The organism is Bacillus sp. PAMC28571, from assembly GCF_014250435.1.
GTDB lineage: Bacteria > Bacillota > Bacilli > Bacillales > Bacillaceae > Bacillus > Bacillus safensis.
This window is the reverse complement of the sequence record NZ_CP060191.1, coordinates 2,677,826-2,698,605: the sequence shown is the minus strand read 5'-3', so window position 1 is coordinate 2,698,605 and position 20,780 is coordinate 2,677,826. Positions and strand designations below refer to the sequence as shown.

The 20,780-nt window shown below is 43.6% G+C and carries 23 protein-coding genes; 17 read left to right on the top strand and 6 right to left on the bottom strand.

The annotated features are described in order from the left end of the window. Positions 1 to 327: 327 nt before the first annotated feature. The 6 genes from H7F25_RS19360 (at position 328) to H7F25_RS13715 (ending at position 4,645) form a co-directional block, all read left to right on the top strand. The gene (locus H7F25_RS19360) at positions 328 to 549 is read left to right on the top strand and encodes a hypothetical protein (protein WP_249366029.1); all 222 of its coding nucleotides are present in this window, start codon (positions 328 to 330) and stop codon (positions 547 to 549) included. Continuing rightward, complete coding sequence (locus tag H7F25_RS19355) at positions 509 to 667, top strand: hypothetical protein (protein ID WP_225315508.1); 159 nt, start codon at positions 509 to 511, stop codon at positions 665 to 667. The genes H7F25_RS19360 and H7F25_RS19355 overlap by 41 nt, the downstream gene beginning before the upstream one ends. Before the next feature lie 139 nt (positions 668 to 806). Next, complete coding sequence (locus tag H7F25_RS13730; protein ID WP_024423382.1) at positions 807 to 1,760, top strand: ABC transporter substrate-binding protein; 954 nt, start codon at positions 807 to 809, stop codon at positions 1,758 to 1,760. A 73-nt stretch (positions 1,761 to 1,833) separates the two neighbouring features. Beyond that, on the top strand, positions 1,834 to 2,850 hold the full coding sequence (locus tag H7F25_RS13725) for a FecCD family ABC transporter permease (protein ID WP_024423381.1): 1,017 nt from the start codon (positions 1,834 to 1,836) through the stop codon (positions 2,848 to 2,850). Then, positions 2,843 to 3,880 carry a FecCD family ABC transporter permease gene (locus H7F25_RS13720; protein ID WP_024425988.1) on the top strand — a complete coding sequence of 346 codons (1,038 nt, stop codon included), beginning with the start codon at positions 2,843 to 2,845 and terminating at the stop codon, positions 3,878 to 3,880. The genes H7F25_RS13725 and H7F25_RS13720 overlap by 8 nt, the downstream gene beginning before the upstream one ends. 21 nt (positions 3,881 to 3,901) lie before the next feature. Beyond that, complete coding sequence (locus H7F25_RS13715) at positions 3,902 to 4,645, top strand: IucA/IucC family C-terminal-domain containing protein (protein WP_185853818.1); 744 nt, start codon at positions 3,902 to 3,904, stop codon at positions 4,643 to 4,645. Between the two features lie 13 nt (positions 4,646 to 4,658). Here the strand turns inward: H7F25_RS13715 and H7F25_RS13710 are convergent, their stop codons facing one another. After that, positions 4,659 to 5,537, bottom strand: a complete 879-nt coding sequence (locus tag H7F25_RS13710; protein ID WP_044331235.1) for an endonuclease I family protein — start codon at positions 5,535 to 5,537, stop codon at positions 4,659 to 4,661. Positions 5,538 to 5,708: 171 nt separating this feature from the next. Here H7F25_RS13710 and H7F25_RS13705 point away from each other — a divergent pair, with 171 nt between their 5' ends. Together H7F25_RS13705 and H7F25_RS13700 are read left to right on the top strand one after the other, a co-directional pair. Continuing rightward, positions 5,709 to 6,944 (top strand): pyridoxal-phosphate-dependent aminotransferase family protein, encoded by a 1,236-nt coding sequence (locus H7F25_RS13705; protein ID WP_044331232.1) that lies wholly within the window; start codon positions 5,709 to 5,711, stop codon positions 6,942 to 6,944. A gap of 158 nt (positions 6,945 to 7,102) precedes the next feature. Then, entirely contained in the window at positions 7,103 to 8,293 is a 1,191-nt protein-coding gene (locus H7F25_RS13700; protein ID WP_044331231.1) for a tetracycline resistance MFS efflux pump, read from the top strand. A gap of 56 nt (positions 8,294 to 8,349) precedes the next feature. On the opposite strand, the gene H7F25_RS13695 is transcribed toward H7F25_RS13700, so the two are convergent. Further along, positions 8,350 to 9,507 carry an oxalate decarboxylase family bicupin gene (locus H7F25_RS13695; RefSeq protein ID WP_044331228.1) on the bottom strand — a complete coding sequence of 386 codons (1,158 nt, stop codon included), beginning with the start codon at positions 9,505 to 9,507 and terminating at the stop codon, positions 8,350 to 8,352. Next, positions 9,500 to 10,741 carry a PucR family transcriptional regulator gene (locus tag H7F25_RS13690; protein ID WP_185853817.1) on the bottom strand — a complete coding sequence of 414 codons (1,242 nt, stop codon included), beginning with the start codon at positions 10,739 to 10,741 and terminating at the stop codon, positions 9,500 to 9,502. Before H7F25_RS13690 ends, H7F25_RS13695 begins: the two co-directional genes overlap by 8 nt. Positions 10,742 to 11,046: 305 nt before the next feature. Here H7F25_RS13690 and H7F25_RS13685 point away from each other — a divergent pair, with 305 nt between their 5' ends. The 4 genes from H7F25_RS13685 to yunB all read left to right on the top strand — a co-directional run bounded on the left by H7F25_RS13685 (position 11,047) and on the right by yunB (position 14,551). Further along, positions 11,047 to 11,898, top strand: a complete 852-nt coding sequence (locus tag H7F25_RS13685; protein ID WP_185853816.1) for a DUF72 domain-containing protein — start codon at positions 11,047 to 11,049, stop codon at positions 11,896 to 11,898. 66 nt (positions 11,899 to 11,964) lie between these two features. Next, positions 11,965 to 13,338: a bifunctional metallophosphatase/5'-nucleotidase gene (locus H7F25_RS13680; RefSeq protein WP_024423373.1), complete on the top strand. Its 1,374-nt coding sequence runs from the start codon at positions 11,965 to 11,967 to the stop codon at positions 13,336 to 13,338. A 67-nt stretch (positions 13,339 to 13,405) separates the two neighbouring features. Next, positions 13,406 to 13,711, top strand: a complete 306-nt coding sequence (locus tag H7F25_RS13675) for a YunC family protein (RefSeq protein WP_024425980.1) — start codon at positions 13,406 to 13,408, stop codon at positions 13,709 to 13,711. Between the two features lie 69 nt (positions 13,712 to 13,780). Continuing rightward, positions 13,781 to 14,551, top strand: a complete 771-nt coding sequence (yunB, locus tag H7F25_RS13670; RefSeq protein ID WP_024423371.1) for a sporulation protein YunB — start codon at positions 13,781 to 13,783, stop codon at positions 14,549 to 14,551. Between the two features lie 26 nt (positions 14,552 to 14,577). Here yunB and H7F25_RS13665 read toward each other — a convergent pair whose 3' ends face one another. Next, a complete protein-coding gene (locus H7F25_RS13665; RefSeq protein ID WP_217273411.1) occupies positions 14,578 to 15,585 on the bottom strand; it encodes a M23 family metallopeptidase in 1,008 nt (335 codons plus the stop codon). Between the two features lie 263 nt (positions 15,586 to 15,848). On the opposite strand from H7F25_RS13665, the gene lipA reads away from it, so the two are divergent. Next, entirely contained in the window at positions 15,849 to 16,745 is an 897-nt protein-coding gene (gene lipA, locus H7F25_RS13660; protein ID WP_008360456.1) for a lipoyl synthase, read from the top strand. Between the two features lie 39 nt (positions 16,746 to 16,784). On the opposite strand, the gene H7F25_RS13655 is transcribed toward lipA, so the two are convergent. Next, a complete protein-coding gene (locus H7F25_RS13655; RefSeq protein WP_133744612.1) occupies positions 16,785 to 17,420 on the bottom strand; it encodes a YhcN/YlaJ family sporulation lipoprotein in 636 nt (211 codons plus the stop codon). Between the two features lie 120 nt (positions 17,421 to 17,540). Here H7F25_RS13655 and H7F25_RS13650 point away from each other — a divergent pair, with 120 nt between their 5' ends. The 3 genes from H7F25_RS13650 to H7F25_RS13640 are packed head-to-tail and all read left to right on the top strand — an operon-like array spanning position 17,541 to position 19,062. After that, entirely contained in the window at positions 17,541 to 17,816 is a 276-nt protein-coding gene (locus tag H7F25_RS13650; RefSeq protein ID WP_024423368.1) for a YutD family protein, read from the top strand. 19 nt (positions 17,817 to 17,835) lie between these two features. After that, positions 17,836 to 18,270: a DUF86 domain-containing protein gene (locus tag H7F25_RS13645; protein WP_073207287.1), complete on the top strand. Its 435-nt coding sequence runs from the start codon at positions 17,836 to 17,838 to the stop codon at positions 18,268 to 18,270. Positions 18,271 to 18,288: 18 nt separating this feature from the next. Beyond that, positions 18,289 to 19,062 (top strand): TIGR01457 family HAD-type hydrolase, encoded by a 774-nt coding sequence (locus H7F25_RS13640; RefSeq protein WP_117590494.1) that lies wholly within the window; start codon positions 18,289 to 18,291, stop codon positions 19,060 to 19,062. Between the two features lie 39 nt (positions 19,063 to 19,101). Here the strand turns inward: H7F25_RS13640 and H7F25_RS13635 are convergent, their stop codons facing one another. Beyond that, entirely contained in the window at positions 19,102 to 19,602 is a 501-nt protein-coding gene (locus tag H7F25_RS13635; RefSeq protein ID WP_025094161.1) for a phosphatidylglycerophosphatase A family protein, read from the bottom strand. A 132-nt stretch (positions 19,603 to 19,734) separates the two neighbouring features. Here H7F25_RS13635 and yutH point away from each other — a divergent pair, with 132 nt between their 5' ends. Further along, entirely contained in the window at positions 19,735 to 20,757 is a 1,023-nt protein-coding gene (gene yutH / locus H7F25_RS13630) for a spore coat putative kinase YutH (protein ID WP_185853815.1), read from the top strand. Positions 20,758 to 20,780: the final 23 nt, after the last annotated feature.

Below are 20,780 nucleotides of genomic sequence, written 5' to 3'. Positions count from 1 at the left end.
AAGACGAACTTGCCCAGTTCGCGAGATGAACACTCAGTCGTTATCTGTCTATTAATGAATGGTTTAGGATCAGAAAGACAATGGATTGGTGTGCAACTAAAAAGGAGTATATGAGTAGCAATAAAGAAACAGTTGTTTATTCATGAATAACTGTTTTTTTTTATTGAGTGACCTATCTTGGTCCAAAAAAAGAGAAGTTGATGGCTACTTTTTTATTGCACCTGAATTCGGCTATCAATCAGACACTGCAAAGGCCAGATTAAATTCCTTTTACGACCGTTCAAGTATGGAAAATTCGTTCTGTCTGCCATGACAAAAGGAAAGCTGATGGGGTATTCTGAAGCCGTACGTTTTCATTATTCAGCATGGGCAGTCGAGCAGGATCCACTTTTATTGACAGCCATCACCGTCAATTTATTACTTGCCTTGACCCCGTCTGCACCTAAAAAACAACTTGCAAAGATAGATCAGCCATATGCGATGTTAGTAGGCAACGAGGATGAACTATTTGATATTGAAAAATTCCCTGCCTATCAAGCTGCCGCATGAAGAGATCAAGCAGCAATCAGTCTATCAAGTGCTGGGTGGCCATACCCATTTGTCAGTTTTACTAGAAGCAGGAAAACAGATTGGCAGGACCATCCAGATGTGGAATCCTTCTATTTAGTATGAACAATTAGTCAATACTCTCCCATTTAATTAAAAATTTACATTGACACCATCCTTTTCTATGATAAAATCATAATGTGATAATGAGAATCGTTATCAAACGATATGACTACATATAGAATGGATAGGTGAGGTACATGTTCAAGAAATCTTTTTGGTCGCTATTAGTTGTGCTCTCCATCGTTTTACTTGCAGCTTGCGGCAGCAATAGCAGTAACGGCAAGTCAGATAGTAAAGAGAAAACAAGAACCGTTGAAAGCGCTATCGGTTCAACTGAAATTAAAGGATCGCCTAAACGTGTGGTGACACTGTACCAAGGAGCAACGGATGCAGCAGTCGCTATGGGCATTAAACCAGTAGGTGTTGTTGAATCATGGCTTGAAGCACCTACGTATAAATATTTAAGAAATGACTTAAAGGATGTTAAAATTGTTGGGCAGGAAACACAGCCAAACTTAGAGGAAATTGAAAAGCTCAAGCCTGATTTGATCATTGCATCGAAAATCCGTCACGAGCAAATTTTTGATCAGCTGAAAGAAATCGCTCCAACTGTTGCAACTGAAACTGTGTTCACATTTAAAGATACAGTGAAGTTGATGGGTGAAGCGTTAAACCAGGAAGACAAATCAAAAGAATTGCTGACGAAGTGGGATGACCGCGTCGCTGATTTCAAAGAAAAAGCGAAAAAAGACATCAAAAACTGGCCAATGAGTGTATCTGTGGTGAACTTCCGTGCAGATCATGCTAGAATCTATCAAACTGGTTTCGCAGGATCCATTTTAACAGAGCTAGGCTTTGAAGGACCTAAGAATGTCAAAGATAAAAAGCAAGACATCATTACACTGACAGACAAAGAGAGCATTCCGCAAATGGATGCAGATGTGATCTATTACTTTATGGATGAAAAGGATAAAGCGGTTGAAAAAGCATATAAAGAGTGGACGAGTCATCCTTTATGGAAGCAGCTTGACGCAGTGAAAGCAAAACAAGTGCATAAAGTTGATGAAATCACTTGGAACATGGGCGGAGGTATTATCGCTGCAAACATGATGCTTGATGATATTTACGATCGTTTAGGAATTGATAAATAAGTCTTAAAAGAGGAGAAAATGTGAATATACCATTTTCTCCTTTTTTCCATAACAGATTGAAAGCGGGAATCAGATGAGAAGTTTAATAAAAAAGGATTCAAGCAAGGCACTGCTTTTTGCTGGATTCATTGTGTTGATGTTGGTCTTTTTTATGCTCAGTATTTCCCTTGGGCAAACCTCAATTTCCCTCAAAGCCACCATCCATGCTTTTCTTCAATTTGATGAATCGGATCCAAACAGTGTCATTGTCATGACATCCAGATTATCAAGAGCTTTAATTGCAACGGTCGTTGGCTCAAGCCTGGCGATTTCAGGTGCACTCATGCAGGCATTGACAAGAAATCCGCTTGCGGCGCCTGATTTATTAGGAATTAATGCAGGTGGACTATTTTTTATCGTGATTTCGATTGTTTTCTTTTCAACAGAGTCGTTAACAAGCTATATGTGGACAGCCTTTCTAGGCGCAGCGATTGCAGGGATGCTCGTTTTTCTATTAGGTTCTATTGGAAGAGATGGATTGACGCCGGTCAAAATAGTCCTTGCAGGTGCGGCGATATCTGCACTGTTTGCGTCTTTTACACAAGGTCTTTTAATCGTGAATGAACAGTCGATTCAAAGCATTTTGTTCTGGATGGCTGGGTCAGTGTCTGGAAGAAGCATTGATATGTTAATCCCTGTTTTGCCTTATATTTTAGGTGCGACTGTAGTGGCGCTGCTTCTTGGACGTTCTATTAATGTTCTTTTGTCGGGAGATGATATTGCCAAAGGACTTGGCCAGCGTACACTGCTGCTGAAAATCACGATGGGTGTCCTCGTTGTCTTTTTAGCAGGTGGTTCCGTCGCTGTTGCTGGTTCAATTGGTTTTGTTGGTTTTCTTGTGCCGCATATTGTGAAAAAGCTCGTCGGGCCTGACCACCGCTGGGTACTGCCGTATTGTGCCGTTGTGGGGGCGTCGCTTTTACTTGCCGCGGATCTGGCGGCTCGTTTTCTGATCATGCCGCAGGAAGTGCCGATTGGTGTCATGACGGCGGTAGCAGGAGCGCCTCTATTTGTTTATCTCGTGCGCAAGGGGTTGAAGACAGGTGGCTAAAACATATACAGTGCGTTCTAAAGGCGGGCGCATTTCATTTCAATTTTCAAAGCGGACGTTTTTGATTTTACTTTTATTGACGGCCATTGCCTTTGGCTTATTTATTCTCAGTCTCAGTATGGGAAGCCGGTTCATTCAGCCGGTCGATGTGCTGCTTCATTTAATCGGTCAGGGAGAGGGGAATTCCTTTGTGTTAAATACACTGAGGATTCCACGAACGCTGCTGGCTGTTTTAGTTGGATCTGCACTTGCGGTATCAGGGCTTATTTTGCAAGGGTTGATCCGCAACCCGCTGGCATCACCTGATATCATTGGAATTACAAGTGGTGCTTCGTTTGGTGCGATTATGTTCATCGTTTTTTGGATGGGCACTGTGCCTATTGCTTATCAATCCTTATGGGCGATTGCAGGTGCTTTTGCGGTATCGAGTCTGATCTATTTGCTTTCATGGAAAAAAGGGGTCAAGCCGATCACACTTGTTCTAATGGGAATTGGGATTTCTGCCATTATGAAGGCATGTGTGACGTTTACGCTTGTTCTTAGTGATACGATGACAACGACCAAGTCTTACATCTGGCTGACGGGGAGCTTATATGGTTCTACGATGAAAGACGTCACTGCGATGCTTCCTTGGGTGATGATCATTTTACCGATTGTCATGGTGTTAGCAAGAACGATGAATGTAAAAGAACTTGGCGATGATCTTGCAACAGGTCTCGGGGTAAAAGTGCAGGCGAAACGATTATTCTTTCTCCTGATGAGTGTGACATTGGCTGGTGTTGCAGTCGCATTTGCAGGCGGCATTGAATTTGTTGGACTCATGGCGCCGCACGTTGCACGGATGATCATTGGACGTTCATTCATAGCGCTTGTCCCAGCATCTGCGCTAGTTGGAAGTATTCTCGTGATGCTGGCTGATCTTGTGGCTAGAACCGCATTTCTACCGTTAGATGTTCCAGCAGGTGTATTTACGGCAGCTATTGGTGCACCGTTCTTTATTTATTTGTTATATCAACAGCGTAATCGATAAACAGAAGATGGGGGTTTTGATATGAGGCCAGAGTGGGTTGAGAGAGAATTACTTGATTTCGGGGTACACATCATAAATGAACCTATGACATCTGATCGCACACTTGCTGCGCTTTTTTCAGAAGCAGCCGTCATACGTTTATTAGAAGCTGAAAAGGAAGCGATGCATGCACCGAATCTTGCGGTAGCAGCTTCTATGTTTTCAAAGCGGTACGCCTACTTAGCCGTCAGTTCCTCTTTATACTTGATGACGCTGTATGACGGTGTCTATCAGTTTCCACCAGCAGCATGTGCATTTAGAGAGGATCGAAAAATTGAAATAGATGAGGCGTCGTGTTCGTTTGTTCCACTAGAAGGAGAGCGGCATGAATGGAGAGAGAAGGTCGTGCGTGCGCTGTTTACGGAGTGTGTCACGCCTCTTTTAGACGTGCTGAACCGCACATCGAAACTCTCTTATCGTATTTTATGGGAAAATGTAGCGGTTCGAATCAACTCTCTTTATCGAAGCATGATGCGGGAAGCGGAAGAGCCTGCGGTGAAGCAGCGCGTGCGGGAGGATTATCTGTATCTGAAGCAGGCGGCTGGAGATGTTTTTGGAGCTCAGCAAAATCCATTTCAGCACAGCCTAAACCTAGACGACAGTTTACTTGAAACATCCAACCGGAAGACCTGCTGTATGTATTATAAGCTAGAGAAAAAATCGGAGAGTCTCGATTATTGTCTTGTTTGTCCGCTTGAAAAAAAGAAAGGCACTGCTTGCTCGTAGCAGTGCCCTTTTTTTATTCCCAAATCTCACTTGCCCATTCAGGGTGATCAATAAAAGGGTTGCGATTGTGCTGATACGTTTGATATATGATCTCATTGCGGTTCCGTTCGATTTGATCGACTGGGTCCTGCTTGTGCCATTTGAGAAGTACAGACATTTTGCCGTGAAGAGGAGAGCTTCCATTATTTACTTTGTCGTTCAATTCTAAATCTGGAAAGCGGTCATCACCCTCGTAGCGAACCGCCATATAAAAGAGCATTCTCGCAACATCTCCTTTGACCCGGCTGTGAGGTTCGAATGAGTCGCTGTCGTAGAAATTGCCCGGTGCACCTTTGTATTCATTACCACCCGTGTCAAAATCTAAATTTCCGCGTGTGCTGTTCGTTTGCACATCTGCCGCACGAAGGTGGTGGAGATCTGTCCCAGGCCCTTGGCTTGTCCCGAAATTGCCGTGAGACTTGGCCCAGACATGCTCCCGGTTCCACTGACCCACATTTCCGCCATTCGACTGCTTTGAACGGGAGACACCACTATAAAGCAGCAGCACATTGTTTGGGTTATTGGGGTCTTCATCTGTTTTCTTTAAGGCCTCCCACACCTGGCTGTAGGATAGCTGCGTATGATCATCGATGATATCGTGTAAAGCCTTCTTAAGAGCGGGTCCTGATTTGCCAGCAGCAGATTGGTAATAGGAATCGATTTGACTTGTGGCGGCAGTTTGCGTTTGTTGTGCAGATGTTTCGTTTTGAAGCTGTAACGGGGAAAAGGTGATCGTTTGACTAGGTTCACTCAGATTGAAACCTTGAGCATTTGCAGCTGGAGGCAGCGGGGCGGCGAATGTGCCGAATATCATGATTCCGGCGGCCACAGTTCCAAATAAAGTTCTTTTCATTCGATTTCCTCCTTGATAGGGAATGTATTCTCTTTATTTCTATCATATTGCCATGAAGAAATAAATGGATTTCTCGTAAATTTTATGTAATAAGTTCATAGGAAAAGAGATTGCTATTTTAGGCGTATTCCTGTATAAGTGGGCTTATAAGGATGGACAGCAAGGGAGAGGATGGATCACGTGAAAGAACTGCAAACACCTTCAAGAACGATTATGACACCGGGACCCGTTGAAGTAGATCCGAGAGTGCTCCGTGTGATGAGCACGCCAATTCTCGGTCAATTTGATCCAGCATTTACACACATTATGAATGAAACAATGACTTTATTGCGGTCACTTTTTCAAACAGAAAACAGATGGGCTTATCCAATTGACGGTACGTCCCGTTCAGGGCTTGAAGCTGTGCTCGCCAGTGTGATTGAGCCGGGAGATTCAATGCTTGTACCTGTCTTTGGCCGCTTCGGTCACCTGCTCATTGAAATAGGGCAGCGCTACGGTGCTGAGGTACATACAATGGAATGTGAATGGGGGGCGGTTTTTGATCCTGACGACATCATCAAAGAAATAAAGCGGGTCAAGCCTAAAATCGTTGCCATGGTTCATGGTGAAACATCCACCGGACGATTGCAGCCGCTCAAGCAAATCGGTGAAGCATGCCGGGCTCTTGATATGCTGTTCATTGTAGACGCTGTGGCGACCATTGGCGGTGTCGAGGTAAAAGTGGATGAATGGAAAATTGATGCGGCGATTGGCGGCACGCAGAAATGTTTATCTGTTCCATCAGGCATGTCACCTATTACGTATAATGACCGAGTCGCAGCTGTCGTTGAATCAAGAAAGAAAGTAGAAAAAGGCATTGCGACACAGGATGAATTACAAAAACAAATCGACATTTCTCCAATCAAAAGCAATTATTTTGATTTAAGCCAGCTTCAGGATTATTGGAGCCCAAGACGATTAAATCATCATACAGAAGCGACAACGATGCTCTATGCACTGCGAGAAGGGGTTCGTCTTGTGCTGGAAGAAGGGCTGTCTGAACGTTTTCAAAGGCACACGTATCATGAGAAAGCCTTGATGAAAGGTCTTGAAGCAATGGGGCTTGAATTGTTTGGTGATCCAGATTGTAAAATGCCGGTTGTAACCTGTATTGTCATTCCAAGTGGTATTGACGGAGAAGCGGTCCGTGCCGATCTGCTCCATCATTTTGGGATTGAGATTGCAAGCTCCTTTGGACCGCTTGCCGGCCGTATATGGAGAATTGGGACAATGGGCTACAGCTGCCGAAAGGAAAATGTGCTGTTTGTGTTAGCAGGGCTGGAAGCGATTCTCATCAAACACGGTGCGGCTATCCATTGCGGAGCAGGGCTTCAGGCGGCTCTTTCTATCTATGAACAAGCTGAATAACGAGCTCCAACATACTCGCCATTGGCGGGTATTTTTTATTTGGAAAAGAACACTAATTTTTGAAAAACTAGACTTATAGATGAGGTTATCGCTATACTGGAGAAGTTCTTATCATTTTTGTCATCATTTTCATTTATTTGAAGAAAGAGGTTTTTTGTATGAAGAAGATGGGAAGATTATACATTTTGATGCTCAATATTTTTATTGCCATGCTGGGCTTTGGCCTCATTGTACCTGTTATGCCGAGTTACATCGAAGCCTTTGGTGCAACAGGAAAAACACTCGGTTTTCTTGTGGCTGCAACAGGTCTTACACAATTTGCGTTATCGCCGATTGCCGGCGCACTGACCGATCGATTTGGAAGAAGAAAATTGATCATTGCCGGGATTGCGGGTTTTACGATTGCTCAGTTTATTTTTGCTTTTGCTGATCAGCTTTGGATGCTGTTCGTGTCTCGATTTTTAGGCGGTGCTGCCGGAGCTTTGCTTATGCCGGCCATGTTTGCATACATCGCTGATATCACAAGTGAAAAGGACCGAGGGAAAGGAATGGGTCTATTCAGTGCAGCGATGACACTAGGTTTTGTCATTGGGCCGGGCGTAGGCGGCTATTTGGTTGAGTACGGGATCGCATTTCCATTTCTGATTGCCGGTTCCTTTGCTGCTCTTTCTACTTTGTTATCCATCCTCTTCTTACCTGAAACATTAACAAAGGAAAAACAGGAAGAGGCGCGGCTCAACAAGGATATTCATTTCAATCCTTTTGTACAAATGATCGAGGCTCTAAGGACATCTTACGGCTTTTTGTTTATATTGGCCTTTGTCCTCAATTTCGGAATCATTCATTTTGAATCGATTTTCGGCTTATATGTAGACCAAAAACACGGCTTTTCACCGAAGGATATTGCGTTTGTGATTACGGTTGCGGGTCTTGCCGGGGTGCTTGTTCAAGGGGCGTTAGTGAATGCCTGTGTGAAACGATTTGGAGAGATGAGAGTCGTCCGTTATGCGCTGTTAGGTGCGGCTTTCATGCTGATCGCCTGCCGTTTGGCGCCGTCCTTTTGGTTGATTTTTACGGGTTCGATTTTATTTTTATCGGCTACGTCATTTGTCCGACCAGCCCTCAATACATTGCTGTCCAAGATGGCAGGCAATCAGCAAGGGGTAGCAGGCGGTCTCAATACATCCTTTATGAGCCTTGCCAATATCGTCGGACCGAGTCTTGCGGGTATATTATTTGATGTGAATATTGAGTTTCCTTTTATGTTTGGAACACTGGTGCTTTGCGTAAGCTTCGCTGCATCCATCGTGTGGGGGAAAAAAGTGCAGCATGCTTCGGCAGCTTCTTAAATTTTGCTGATAAAAAACCGATCAGGACGAATTGATCGGTTTTTTTATGATGGGCATCATCTCTCATATTTCACGACAGGTGACTTTTCTTTATGAAGCGCACGAATCATCGCTTCATCTACGTGTAAATGCTCTTTCACTAATTGAGGCGGGGTTAAGGCCATCCACTGATTCAACGAAATATCTGCAAACCGGTCACTTTTAAAAATCTCTAAAAACCAAAGGCTCGTTTGGCCGATATTTTGGATGTAATGCCCCATGCCAAAAGGAACATATCCAACATCACCTGCTCTGTAATTAAAGGTGCGGGCAGTACCTCCTGCTCCAAAGACCGTCATTTTAGCTGTACCTGTTAAATAGTATTGCCACTCATCATTATTAGGGTGCCAGTGCATTTCTCTCATGCCGCCAGGTTTTACTTCAACAAGTGCAGCCGCAATCGTTTTTGAAATTGGGAAATTCCGTGAATCGACAATTCGGACGGTTCCGCCAGAGGTCGTTATCGGGTTTTGACGAAGGAGCTGGTGTGTAAATGGCGGTTTAATGCTCCCGTATGGATCAGATACCATTTGGCTTTCTAAGGATGATGGCGGCGAGCCTTGAAACATATAGCGCTGCTTATTCGGAATATGGTCAAACAATTTCCTAGGAACACCAAAATTGGCGGAGAGAATCTCTTTCGGTGTATGGGCAAACCAGTCTGTGATCGTGAATGTATCAAATTCAGAAAAATCGCCATCATCAAATACAAGAAGGAACTCACAACCATCCTCAAGTCCTTGAATAGAGTGCGGGATACCAGGCGGGAAATACCACAAATCGCCTTCTTCTAGATCAGCAATCATATTTCGCCCTTCGGCATCTACAGATGTGATGCGGGCTTTGCCTAAAATCATATACGCCCATTCCGCCTGCTTATGCCAATGAAGCTCACGAACACCTCCACGTGTGAGCCGCATGTTGACACCTGCAATCGTTGTTGAAACAGGCAGTTCCCGCTTTGTAATTTCCCTAGACCAGCCGCCGTGATTCAAATGCATGTGTGTATCAGAAAATGAAAATTTTAAATTTGGGATTGTTCCGGCATCGGTTTTAGGCGGAACGAGCATATCAGGGTTCTCTATATCTCGAAGGACATCGCGCGGGCCTAAGTCGGTGGCACCTGCGCCATCCTTTCGAATGGGCTGCGGGATGTGACGGAGCTCATCATCCATTTGTCATCCCTCCTTGAGTCTCATTTTTCTCCTCCAAACTATATGAGGTTTCAGAAGAAAAAATTCTATCAGGATGGGATGAGAGAAACATTTGAATACGGAAGGCTAAGCGCAGCCGCAATGTTGCGTCAGAATCTTTTAAGCTGATTCGAAGCAATTCTTCACACTTCTCGAGGCGATAAATGACCGTGTTGCGATGAATGGACAAGCGTTTGGCTGTTTCTGAAATGTGGCAATGGGTTTCTAAATAAACAGATAAGGTGTGAAGAAGGCTTTGATCGACTTGTGATGATTCAGATAACGGGTGAAGGTGCAGCTGGTGAAACGTGATCATATCCTTTCTTGGAATGAGCCTTAGTAAATCTGGCACATCCTTTGCTTGATAAAATTGAATATATTCAGTCCGCGATGAGAGATGTCCGGTTTGAAGAGCCTCTAATGCTTCATTGTAGCCTTCAGACAGATGGGAGATGTGGCAGCCCGTCAAGCTCACCCCAAAAGAAATAGTATGATTCACTTGCAGTTTAACAAGCATCTGCAACTGTTTTAAAAAAGAGCTGAGCCTGTCGCTAACCTCCGGCCAACTGCCAGTCTCCTCCATCAATACAACCCCCATATCACCTTTTAAAAACAGAAAGGCAGGAAATGGGCAGCTTGGAAGTGCACTTTCGAGCAGATCAACCACCTGATCCAAAACCATTTGCTGCTTCATAAAACATGTGGTATCACTGCGCTCGTCAAGCTGACAGATCATACATAGATAGCGGCATTCGGCGTTTAATCCAAACGCCTGAGCGAAATGTAAGGAATCTTGCTGGGAAGACGATGCCCTCTCTATCCATTTGCGAAAGCCCTCATTTCTAGCACGCTTGGCCGTTTGCAGGGCGGCATATTGTCTCATGCGTGCAATCGACATTTCGTTTACTGCTTTTGCAATGATCCCATGCAAAGTTTTATTCTGCGGGTGAATGAAAGCAAGGATGACCAGATAATCACATGTTTGTTCGTTTAGATCAATTGGAAAGATGGAAAAGGTTTGTTTTGCATGTATCATTGAAAAAGAATGAGTTGTCCTGCTTTGAAAAAAGGGGAGAATGTGCATCCATTCTGAGCTTGTGATCATGGGGTGCGAGGTATAGAGAATACGTCCATGCTGGTTAAACAAATAGATGGGCTTGTGAATCTTTTTGGCCATTTTTTGTAAAATTTCAAACTGGTTATCGTCTATGTTCATATCCACTCAATCTCCTTTATTGGTGAAGATGAATAAAAAAATGGACAATCACTGTCTACATCTCTGATATGCATTTTATGTTATCAGCTAAAATCATTTTAGATAGAAAGTTGTCAATTAATATAACAAACAAACAGAGCGTCAGGACAAAATCACGTGCCGCCAGTCATCTTCATTCAGAATTACGAGCAAATATGATATGTTGTAGACAGAAGAATTTCTTTCAGAAAATATGGGTATCACAAGAAACAAAGGCTTCGAAGGAGGAAGCCGTCTATACATGAGAGTGGCAAGAGGTGAGAAACATGATTTATATCGGATTAACTGGCTGGGGAGATCATGACAGTCTTTATCCGCCGAGAATCGGCAGCGCGCAAAAGCTGTTTCACTACGCGTCAACGTTTCCGATTGTGGAACTGGATGCCAGCTTTTATGCGGTTCAGCCTGAGCGTAATCATGAAAAGTGGATAAAAGATACGCCAGATGACTTTCAATTTGTTGTGAAAGCATACCAAGGAATGACTGGACATCAAAGGGGCGAGATTCCGTTTGCTTCAAAGGAAGACATGTTTGATGCATTTATTCTTTCGCTGACTCCCCTTATTCGTGAAGGGAAACTAGCCATGGTGCTCTTTCAATTTCCCCCATGGTTTGATTGCAAAAAAGAGCACGTCCACTATTTAAGATGGTGTAAGGAGAAGATGGGCGATATTCCATGTGCCCTCGAATTCCGAAACCGTACATGGTTTTCAGAGGAATTTTATGAGCAGACTTTGTCCTTTATGGAAAAGGAAGGATGGATTCATTCCGTCTGTGATGAACCGCAAGTCGGAGAAGGCTCCATTCCGCCGGTCGTACAAGCTACACACCGTGATAAAACATTGGTCCGGTTTCATGGAAGGAATAAACAGGGCTGGCTTCACCCGGCAGACCATGAGAATTGGCGTGAAGTGAGATACTTATATTTATATAATGAAGCTGAATTAAAAGAGTGGAAAAAGAATCTCGACATCCTGCATCAGCAATCGAAAGATGTCTATGTCGTGTTTAATAATAACTCCGGCGGAGATGCAGCGGCAAATGGCCAGCAGATGATTGATTTGCTGGATATCACCTATTCAAACCTGTCTCCGAAGCAGTTAGATTTATTTAGTTAACCGAGAGCTGACTGAAGCTTTCAACCTGAATGAGACGGTCAGTGACAACTTGAGGGAGAGATCAACATGCTGCAGAAGCTATGGTTATATCATACAAACGACTTGCACAGCCACTTTGAGAACTGGCCAAAAATTGCAGCTTATATTGAAGAAAAGCGTCAAGTTCACGATCAGATGCTCTTGTTTGATATTGGCGACCATATGGATCGAGTGAACCTCGTATCCGAAGCGGATTATGGAAAGGTAAACGTCAAGCTCCTCAATCAGCTTGGCTATGATGGAGTCACGATCGGGAATAATGAAGGTATTACGCTGCCCCATGATCAGCTGGATCACTTGTATGAGAATGCACAATTTCCAGTGGTCCTGTCTAATTTATTTGAGAAAGGCAAAAGGCCATCATGGGCAAAGCCCTATCATATGATCACAATGGAAAACGGACTGAAGCTCTGTCTCTTAGGCGTGACCATTGCGTATACACCTGTATATGAAAAGCTGGGCTGGAACATTACTGATCCGTTTGACAGCATACGGGACATGCTGCAGGAAGTAAAGGGACAGGCAGATGTCATTGTGCTTTTATCTCATCTCGGTATCATCCATGATCGAGAGGTCGCCCGTGATTTCCCTGAAATCGACATCATCCTAGGTTCACACACGCATCATCTGTTAGAAGAAGGTGAAATGGACAATGGTGTGCTGCTTGCATGCGCTGAAAAGTACGGGCATTATATTGGCTGCGTTGAGCTGACGATCGATACAGCGCGCAAAGAGCTGATAGAGAAAAAAGCGACAGTACAGTCAGTCGATCAGCTCATTAGTGAATCAGATGAAGCCATCACCACCTTGCAGCAGGCAGAAAGAAGAGCGAAAGCACTCATGCAGGAAAAAGTGACAACGATTGAGTCGAAGCTAGAAACAAAGTGGTTCGACGATTCTCCGCTTCCGCAGCTCTTAACAGATGCCATTAAAGATTGGTGCGGAGCAGATATTGGCATGATGAATGCAGGTATGGTGCTTGATTCATTAGAGGCAGGGATCGTCACAAGAGAAGAAATCCACCGGATATGTCCGCATCCCATTAATCCTATTCGGGTGACGCTTACCGGTCAACAGCTCATCGAAACAGTTCAGCGGGGCTGTGAAGAAAAAATGGAACAGCTGCGCATCAAAGGCTTCGGCTTTAGAGGTGAGCTGATGGGGAAAATGCTATATAGCGGCCTCAGCTATACATTAGAAGAAGGCGAGGCAAAACGGGTGAAGGATGTCTTTGTACATGGTCAATTGATCAAAAAAGACGCCTCCTATACTGTTGGCACAGTCGATATGTATACATTAGGCTCTCTTTTTCCTCATATCCGTGATCACGAACACATTGAATATTTTATGCCTGAATTTTTACGTGATGTTCTGACATGGCGCTTGAAGGAAGCAACATGAAATCCGCTTCAGCCTAACAACACGCGCCCTCTTTTCACATAGATTGTGATGAGAGGAGTGAAGGGATTTGGTGAATTTAACACCTATTACAATTGATGGCCATTCCTTTACAGCGGTCACCGTCAAGCTGCCGAAGACAAATTTCATGGCAGTAACAAATGAACATGGGTATATCATGTGCGGTGCACTGGATGTCGGGCTCTTGAATGAAAAGCTTGCAGATAGAGGAATTATTGCAGGAAGAGCAGTGGGTGTAAGAACCATTGAGCAATTGCTCGATGCTCCTTTAGAATCTGTGACATACGCCGCAGAAGCGCTGGGCATCTCAGCTGGAACAATTGGAAGAGATGCATTATTAAAAATGGTGAAATAAAATAGAGAGATGATTCCTATCCCCCCGCCTGTCTGCATACACATGTAATGGAGAAGGGGGGATTTTTTATTGAGAATGAACCGCCGTTATCGCCCCTACAAGAAGGGCCCTTTGCCATTTCGTTACGTTATGCTGCTTGCGATCTTATTCTTTGTGCTCTCAACCGTAATTAGTTTATTTTTTATCAACCGATCCATTAAACCAACCCTTATTCACATTGCTGAACTAGAAACAGAGCGCATCGCCAATCACCTCATACAATATTCAGTTCAAGACTTTGCAGACGATCAGGAGAATATGAAGGATATGGTGGTCATGAATACAAGTGAGAACGGAAAAGTGACGACCATCGATTTTAATGCGCAAGCAACATCGAAAGCAATGGCTGACCTCTCGCGTCATCTTCAAAAAAATTTAGAGGACATTGAAAAGGGGAACTTTCAAAAAGAGGCAAAAGAAGCATTAAAGGATCAAACAGATGGACATGACGGCATTATATATAACATTCCGCTTGGGCAAGCATCCGGAAATGCACTCATTGCCAACCTCGGACCAAAAGTGCCTGTACGCTTTAGTGTGATTGGTGATCCGCATACGGACGTTGAAAAAAATATTAAGCCTTATGGCATCAACAATGCCTTGATTGATATTAGTGTTCTGATCGAGGTCAAGGTAAGAGTCATTATCCCATTTGCTTCTGAAACAATCGTAGTGAAAAACTCTGTTCCTGTCTCCATACAAGCCGTTCAAGGAGACGTGCCAGATTATTATAATGGCAGCGGAACAAACTCAGGTGCTCCATCAATTGTTCTTCCAGAAAAAAAGAAGAAAAAGGAATAACAGCCCAACAATGATTGGGCTGTTATTTACTTTCGTTTCCGTTCAGCTCTTTCCCACGCCCTCAAATGAGGGTATGGGTCAAATGACCATTCGGTTCTGCCGTTGTCTTTGTACATGCCATAGTGAAGATGCGGCGGAAACTTTCCTGCGGTGCCTGGAGGACCGTAACCGGAGCTTCCGACAGATCCAATCACCTGGCCAGGCTCAACAATTTGACCTGTCTTGAGTCCTTTCGCAAAGCCATTTAAGTGAGCAAAGTAATGATAATGATTATGAATATCTCGAATGCCTATCCGCCAGCCGCCAAAGCGGTTCCAGCCTTTCATTTCAATCACGCCATACGATGTCGCACGAACGGGAAGTCCATAATGGGCAAATAAATCGGTTCCCTCATGAATTCTCCTTCCTCCAAATCCTCTCGCATCTCCCCATGTACTCCGGTAGCTGTAGTCAGCTCCAACCGGAAGAGGAAAAGCATGCTTTCCAAGATCAAGATGGCCGTAGTGCTTATATAGCTTCATAAAAGATGAAATGATTCCAACGGTTTGATCACGTCCATAATAGTCCCATAAGCCAATTTTTAATTGATCAATGCTGCTGCCGTAGTGAAGCAAGTATTGTGCAAAAGTGAATAATACATCCTCATCGTCATCGCTGCTTGCTTTGCCATCCCCATTCCCATCAAGACCAATTCCGTCAAACACTTTAATGCTTAAAGGAGAGGTATCCTGTTTATTCGGGTTTTCTGGTCCAATCCACATTTCCCGGGGAATGTAGATGCCAATGACGCCTTTTTGTTTCGGTAAATCTCTTCTGCTCTTTCGAATATTGTGTTCATACTGATCAACTGCAGCAAGTACATACCATGGAACCTGTGTTGTGATGGAGACTTTTTCATATAGGGCCATTCTTTGCTTCAATTCATCTGGCTGCTTGCCCGTCCCTTTTGCATGAACAGGTAAAGGGAGCATTGAAAGAGCAATCAAGATGGCTAAAACCACTTTCACAAACGTCCATCTCCTTTCATCGAGCATCGTCTTCTACCGTTTAGTGTGGTTAGAACACTCTATTTCATAAGAAGAAAATGTTAGTAATTTTCTTCTGTTTTTTTAGGAGGCTTTTGGGTATTTTTGCAGCTCATTCCCTTGTTGTTCAATCTGTACTATGTTAAAGTGTCTAAAGAAAAGGCTTTAGGCCGAAGATTCAATTTTTTGCAGCTTCTTAGCTGCATCCATCGTATATAGCAGGAAGATTTTTGTAGATGCACCTTTAACGAATTCATATGGAGATGATGGAATTGGCAAAGAAGGAAGAGCACGTAAGAAAACCGGACTGGCTTAAAATCAAGCTGAATACGAATGAAAACTATACCGGTTTAAAGAAAATGATGCGGGAAAACAACCTGCATACTGTTTGTGAGGAAGCAAAATGTCCGAATATTCACGAATGCTGGGCAGTGAGAAGAACCGCTACATTTATGATCCTTGGATCTGTTTGTACGCGCGCATGCCGTTTCTGTGCGGTGAAAACTGGACTTCCAACTGAGCTTGACCTGCAAGAGCCAGAACGCGTGGCAGATTCAGTAGCCTTAATGAACTTAAAGCACGCTGTTATAACAGCGGTTGCAAGGGATGATCAAAAGGATGGCGGCGCAGGTGTGTTCGCTGAAACCGTTCGTGCGATTAGAAGAAAAAGCCCATTCACGACCATTGAAGTTCTCCCTTCAGACATGGGCGGCAATTATGATAACTTGAAGACGTTAATGGACACGCGTCCTGACATTTTAAATCACAACATTGAAACAGTTCGCAGATTAACGCCAAGAGTTCGTGCGCGTGCTACATATGATCGTTCATTAGAATTCTTGCGTCGTGCAAAAGAAATGCAGCCCGATATTCCAACAAAATCAAGCATTATGATTGGACTTGGTGAAACGAAGGAAGAAATCATTGAAGTCATGGATGATCTTCTTGCCAATAACGTGGATATTATGGCGATTGGCCAGTACTTACAGCCTTCGAAAAAGCATTTGAAAGTTCAAAAATACTACCATCCGGATGAGTTTGCAGAGCTGAAGGAAATTGCGATGTCAAAAGGCTTTAGCCACTGTGAAGCTGGGCCGCTTGTGCGCTCTTCCTACCATGCAGATGAACAAGTAAACGAAGCGTCTAAAAAGCGTCAGGCGCAAGCGTAACAAAGAAAACGCCAGAGCTCTCTGGCGTTTTTTCTCGTATTAATTTTGGCCGTAAGGGGCGTTTCTTCTCATTGTACGGTCTGAATTCGTCATCCCATTTGCATCTTCTTGATTCGATATGTTCCCGCCTTGAGGGGAATACTTCATTTGCTGAATCGTTTTGGTTAAAATTTGGTCAAAATCACGTGAATTGGTTTGAAGACGTGAAAAATTGGCAATGGATTGAAAGTGCTCTGGATTATCAGAGACGTATACATGATAATAACGAGGGAGAACAGAAACCGCCGTTTTCTTTACTTGATCGGCAGATTCATCACGGTTTTTGTTTCCTGTTCGATACACGATGAGTGCATCCTCATCTGTCACAAGTGTGGCTGCATCTTTGATGTTTGGCAGCTGCACCGTTAGACTTGTAATCACGTGGGCAAGATGCTCACGATTTAAAGCAGGGGTTCTTTCTTTCTGATCCGTTACTTGCTGGCGCTGATAACGAACATATCCTGCTTTGTTTGTATCTGCTTCTGGCATATTGGAATTATTTCCTTCATGACGATCCGACAGACGGATGGTTTTACTTGAAGAATCTTCATCCACTTGCCGGTTCATACCTGATTGAAAGCCGCACCCGCCTAAAACCATGCTGAGGAGAATCGCGGCAGTCAGTTGTTTCTTCATAAATGTGACCTCCTTTTTCCTTTAGCTTCGGCTAAATCGGAAAAAACATGCTTTAGCAATTGATGGAGTTCTTCCAATGAATTATCATTAAAGATGGATCGTTTAAAAAGAGGTGAGAAGATGATCGTCGTTCAGAATGCTACCTTTGATCTTGTAAGAGATATCAAAGACGGCTTTAATGAAGAAGCGTTTAAAGCAAGGTACTCAGATATTTTAAATAAGTATGATTATATTGTGGGGGACTGGGGCTACAATCAGCTCAGGCTGAAAGGGTTCTTTGATGACCAAAACCAAAAGGCCACATTTGATACTAAAATCAGCACACTCGATGAATACATTTATGAATACTGTAATTTTGGCTGTGCCTATTTTGTCTTAAAGCGAATTAGAAAATAACGCAAAGGGGAGCGTCATGATGTATTTCGTAGACAGAAAAAAGATTGAAGAGACATTACGTTTTTTCGAGGAGCAATATGAGTTGTTGCAGAGTCATCAAACATGGACAAGTCCTCTAGAGAAAAAAGCGCTGGAACGAATTGTTCATTTGCTCGTCGAATGTATTCTTGATACCGGAAATGACATGATTGATGGCTTTATTATGCGTGACCCAGGAAGCTATGATGACATCATGGATATACTTGTTGATGAAAAGGTTGTACCAGAAGGAGAAGGAAGTCAGCTGAAAAAGCTTGTCTCATCCCGCAAAACACTTGTACAGCAATATCAGGAAGTAAATCATCATGACTTATTGCAGGTGATCAGCGAAGTAGAGCAGGCGCTAGAGGTCTTTCCAAGCCGCATCCGTACCTACCTGGAACAGGAGCTTGGCCCAGTATCAGCGTTTAAATAAACCATTGGAGTTGTGAGCATCATGAAATACAAAGGCTATTTAATTGATTTAGACGGGACAATGTATAAAGGAACAGAAAAGATCGAAGAAGCAGGTCAATTTGTTCAAAAGTTAAATGAGTTGGACATCCCTTACTTGTTTGTCACGAATAACTCATCACGTACGCCAAAGCAGGTAGCGGAAAAACTCGTTTCATTTGATATCCCAGCAACAGAAGAACAAGTTTTTACAACAAGTATGGCGACGGCCAATTATATTGCTGAGCAAAAGAAAGATGCATCAGTTTATGTGATCGGTGAAGAAGGAATCAAGCAGGCCATTGAAGAAAAAGGGCTGACGTTTGGTCAGGAAGACGCAGATTTCGTTGTTGTTGGAATTGATCGGGGCATTACATATGAAAAATTAGCAGTAGGTGCGATTGCCATCCGTCAAGGCGCACAATTTGTCTCAACAAATGGGGATATTGCCATTCCAACAGAAAGAGGGCTTTTGCCAGGGAACGGCTCGTTAACATCTGTACTGACCGTGACGACAACGGTTCAGCCGACATTTATCGGAAAGCCGGAATCCATTATTATGGAACAAGCAATGCGTGTACTTGGGACAGATGTGTCTGAAACGCTCATGGTGGGGGATAACTATGATACGGATATTATGGCAGGAATGAATGCAGGAATGGACACATTACTCGTCCATACAGGTGTGACAACAAAAGAGCTGCTTCAGAAGTACGAAAAGCAGCCAACCTATGTCATTGATTCATTATCCGAGTGGATTGAGCGATTATCATAAAAAAAGAGGACAAGCGTTACGCGCGCGTCCTCTTTTTCTTTATTCCGCATTTCTTGCACTATGTGCCAGCCTGCTTGATGCGGCGGCAGCAATAGCGCCGACAATGTCATCTAAAAAGGTGTGGCATTCGCCCGTGGATTTATCGTTGAGTTTCCCGAGAATTCCTGGTTTTTCTTTATCGATATATCCGTAATTCGTAAAGCCGATCGAACCATAAATATTGACGATAGCAAAGGATAAAATTTCATCAACGCCATACAGGCTCTCGTCCGTTTCAAGTATTGATTGAAGCGGCTCAGTCAGCTTTTTTTGTTCGGCGAGTACGTCTAGCTCAACGCCCGTTAATATCGCATTTTGGACTTCACGTTTTGCGATGACACGCTCCACATTGTGGATGCACTCTGTCATGTCTAAGCCAGGATGATATTTTTCCTGTAAAAAGTAGACAAGGTCTGCTATATCTTGAATGGTTACGCCTCGTTCTTGTAAACGGCGTCTTGCTGTTTTTTCTACTTCGTTCATCTCATGATGATGCGGCATGTATTCCTCACCCAATCCTCGTATTTTGTCCACAACGTGTAAAAAGCTTCGGATAGTAAATAGTATTCATAAATCCCTCAACCTGCGACTACGATATGATAAGAGATTGATCATAGGAACGCAGGTGAAAACATGAAAGAAACCATTTATCACACATTTGGTATTGATGTTCGTCAATTTACGCCATATGGCAGTTATCAGAGCTTTCAAACGGCGGAGGCTCTCTTCCTCATTGTTCCTGTGTCTCATTTGCGAGAAGAAGAACTCTCGGAGTTGTATCATATCAGTCAGTATTTACTGAATGCTGGAGACCCATACGTCGCTGTGTTTGAATTAACAAATGAAGAGAAACCCACCTTTACTCATGGGAAGGAGCAGTATGCTTTATTAAAAGCAGCGCCTCCGCTCTCAAGCCGCTCGTTTCAGCAAGCGTCAGAGCTGGCATCCTTCCATGTCAGGGGAAGAGGATTTCCATATGAAGTTTCCGAAACAAAACGTGTCGGTGCCTGGAAGGAATTATGGGCAAAACGATTAGATCAGCTCGAAGGCTTTTGGATGCAGCAAATGCATCAAAAACCGCTGGAACGGTTTGAACAAAAATTCATTGAATCGTTTCCGTATTATCTTGGATTAACGGAGAATGCCATTCAATATTTAGTCGATACTGAACTTGATGATGAACCGAAAGAAGGTGACTCAGGCACTGTCTGTCATCAGCGCTTTTCACGTATGACATGGCCGCATGAGCAGCCGCTTCGTTTACCTGTGGATTGGGTCTTTGATCATCCAACCCGTGATATTGCCGAATACTTAAGAGAGACCTTTGTACAGCATAAGGAAGATTTAATTGAAGAGGGCTTTTCCTTTCTTCAGCAATATGAACAGGTGACACCTCTTTCCTCCTTTTCAAAGCGTTTGTTATACAGCCGCCTGCTGTTCCCGCTTCATTATTTTGAAATTGTGGAAGGCTACTACATGTCGGGAGAAAATGAAAAAGCATATTATGAAGAGCGGTTAGATTACGTCTTAAATGATGCCAATCGTTATGAATACTTTCTGAAGGTCTTTCAAGAAATGAGTGCCATGCGAAGCGGCGGGAGCCCCATTCCGGCTGTTGGCTGGCTTCAGCCTGCAGCTGATTTGAAGTTTCAGTGAACAGACGAAACGTCTCTTTTCTC

Excerpts from the sequence above, each read along its gene's own strand:
- H7F25_RS13700 (WP_044331231.1), top strand. The coding sequence starts at position 7,103 with ATGAAGAAGATGGGAAGATTATACATTTTGATGCTCAATATTTTTATT.
- H7F25_RS13650 (WP_024423368.1), top strand. The coding sequence starts at position 17,541 with ATGATCGTCGTTCAGAATGCTACCTTTGATCTTGTAAGAGATATCAAA.
- H7F25_RS13690 (WP_185853817.1), bottom strand. The coding sequence starts at position 10,741 with ATGAACATAGACGATAACCAGTTTGAAATTTTACAAAAAATGGCCAAA.
- H7F25_RS13655 (WP_133744612.1), bottom strand. The coding sequence starts at position 17,420 with ATGAAGAAACAACTGACTGCCGCGATTCTCCTCAGCATGGTTTTAGGC.
- H7F25_RS13695 (WP_044331228.1), bottom strand. The coding sequence starts at position 9,507 with ATGGATGATGAGCTCCGTCACATCCCGCAGCCCATTCGAAAGGATGGC.
- H7F25_RS13715 (WP_185853818.1), top strand. The coding sequence starts at position 3,902 with ATGAGGCCAGAGTGGGTTGAGAGAGAATTACTTGATTTCGGGGTACAC.
- H7F25_RS13645 (WP_073207287.1), top strand. The coding sequence starts at position 17,836 with ATGTATTTCGTAGACAGAAAAAAGATTGAAGAGACATTACGTTTTTTC.
- H7F25_RS13710 (WP_044331235.1), bottom strand. The coding sequence starts at position 5,537 with ATGAAAAGAACTTTATTTGGAACTGTGGCCGCCGGAATCATGATATTC.
- H7F25_RS13685 (WP_185853816.1), top strand. The coding sequence starts at position 11,047 with ATGATTTATATCGGATTAACTGGCTGGGGAGATCATGACAGTCTTTAT.
- H7F25_RS19360 (WP_249366029.1), top strand. The coding sequence starts at position 328 with ATGGGGTATTCTGAAGCCGTACGTTTTCATTATTCAGCATGGGCAGTC.
- H7F25_RS13725 (WP_024423381.1), top strand. The coding sequence starts at position 1,834 with ATGAGAAGTTTAATAAAAAAGGATTCAAGCAAGGCACTGCTTTTTGCT.
- H7F25_RS13730 (WP_024423382.1), top strand. The coding sequence starts at position 807 with ATGTTCAAGAAATCTTTTTGGTCGCTATTAGTTGTGCTCTCCATCGTT.
- H7F25_RS13665 (WP_217273411.1), bottom strand. The coding sequence starts at position 15,585 with ATGCTCGATGAAAGGAGATGGACGTTTGTGAAAGTGGTTTTAGCCATC.
- H7F25_RS13635 (WP_025094161.1), bottom strand. The coding sequence starts at position 19,602 with ATGCCGCATCATCATGAGATGAACGAAGTAGAAAAAACAGCAAGACGC.
- H7F25_RS13705 (WP_044331232.1), top strand. The coding sequence starts at position 5,709 with ATGGATCACGTGAAAGAACTGCAAACACCTTCAAGAACGATTATGACA.
- yutH (WP_185853815.1), top strand. The coding sequence starts at position 19,735 with ATGAAAGAAACCATTTATCACACATTTGGTATTGATGTTCGTCAATTT.
- H7F25_RS13680 (WP_024423373.1), top strand. The coding sequence starts at position 11,965 with ATGCTGCAGAAGCTATGGTTATATCATACAAACGACTTGCACAGCCAC.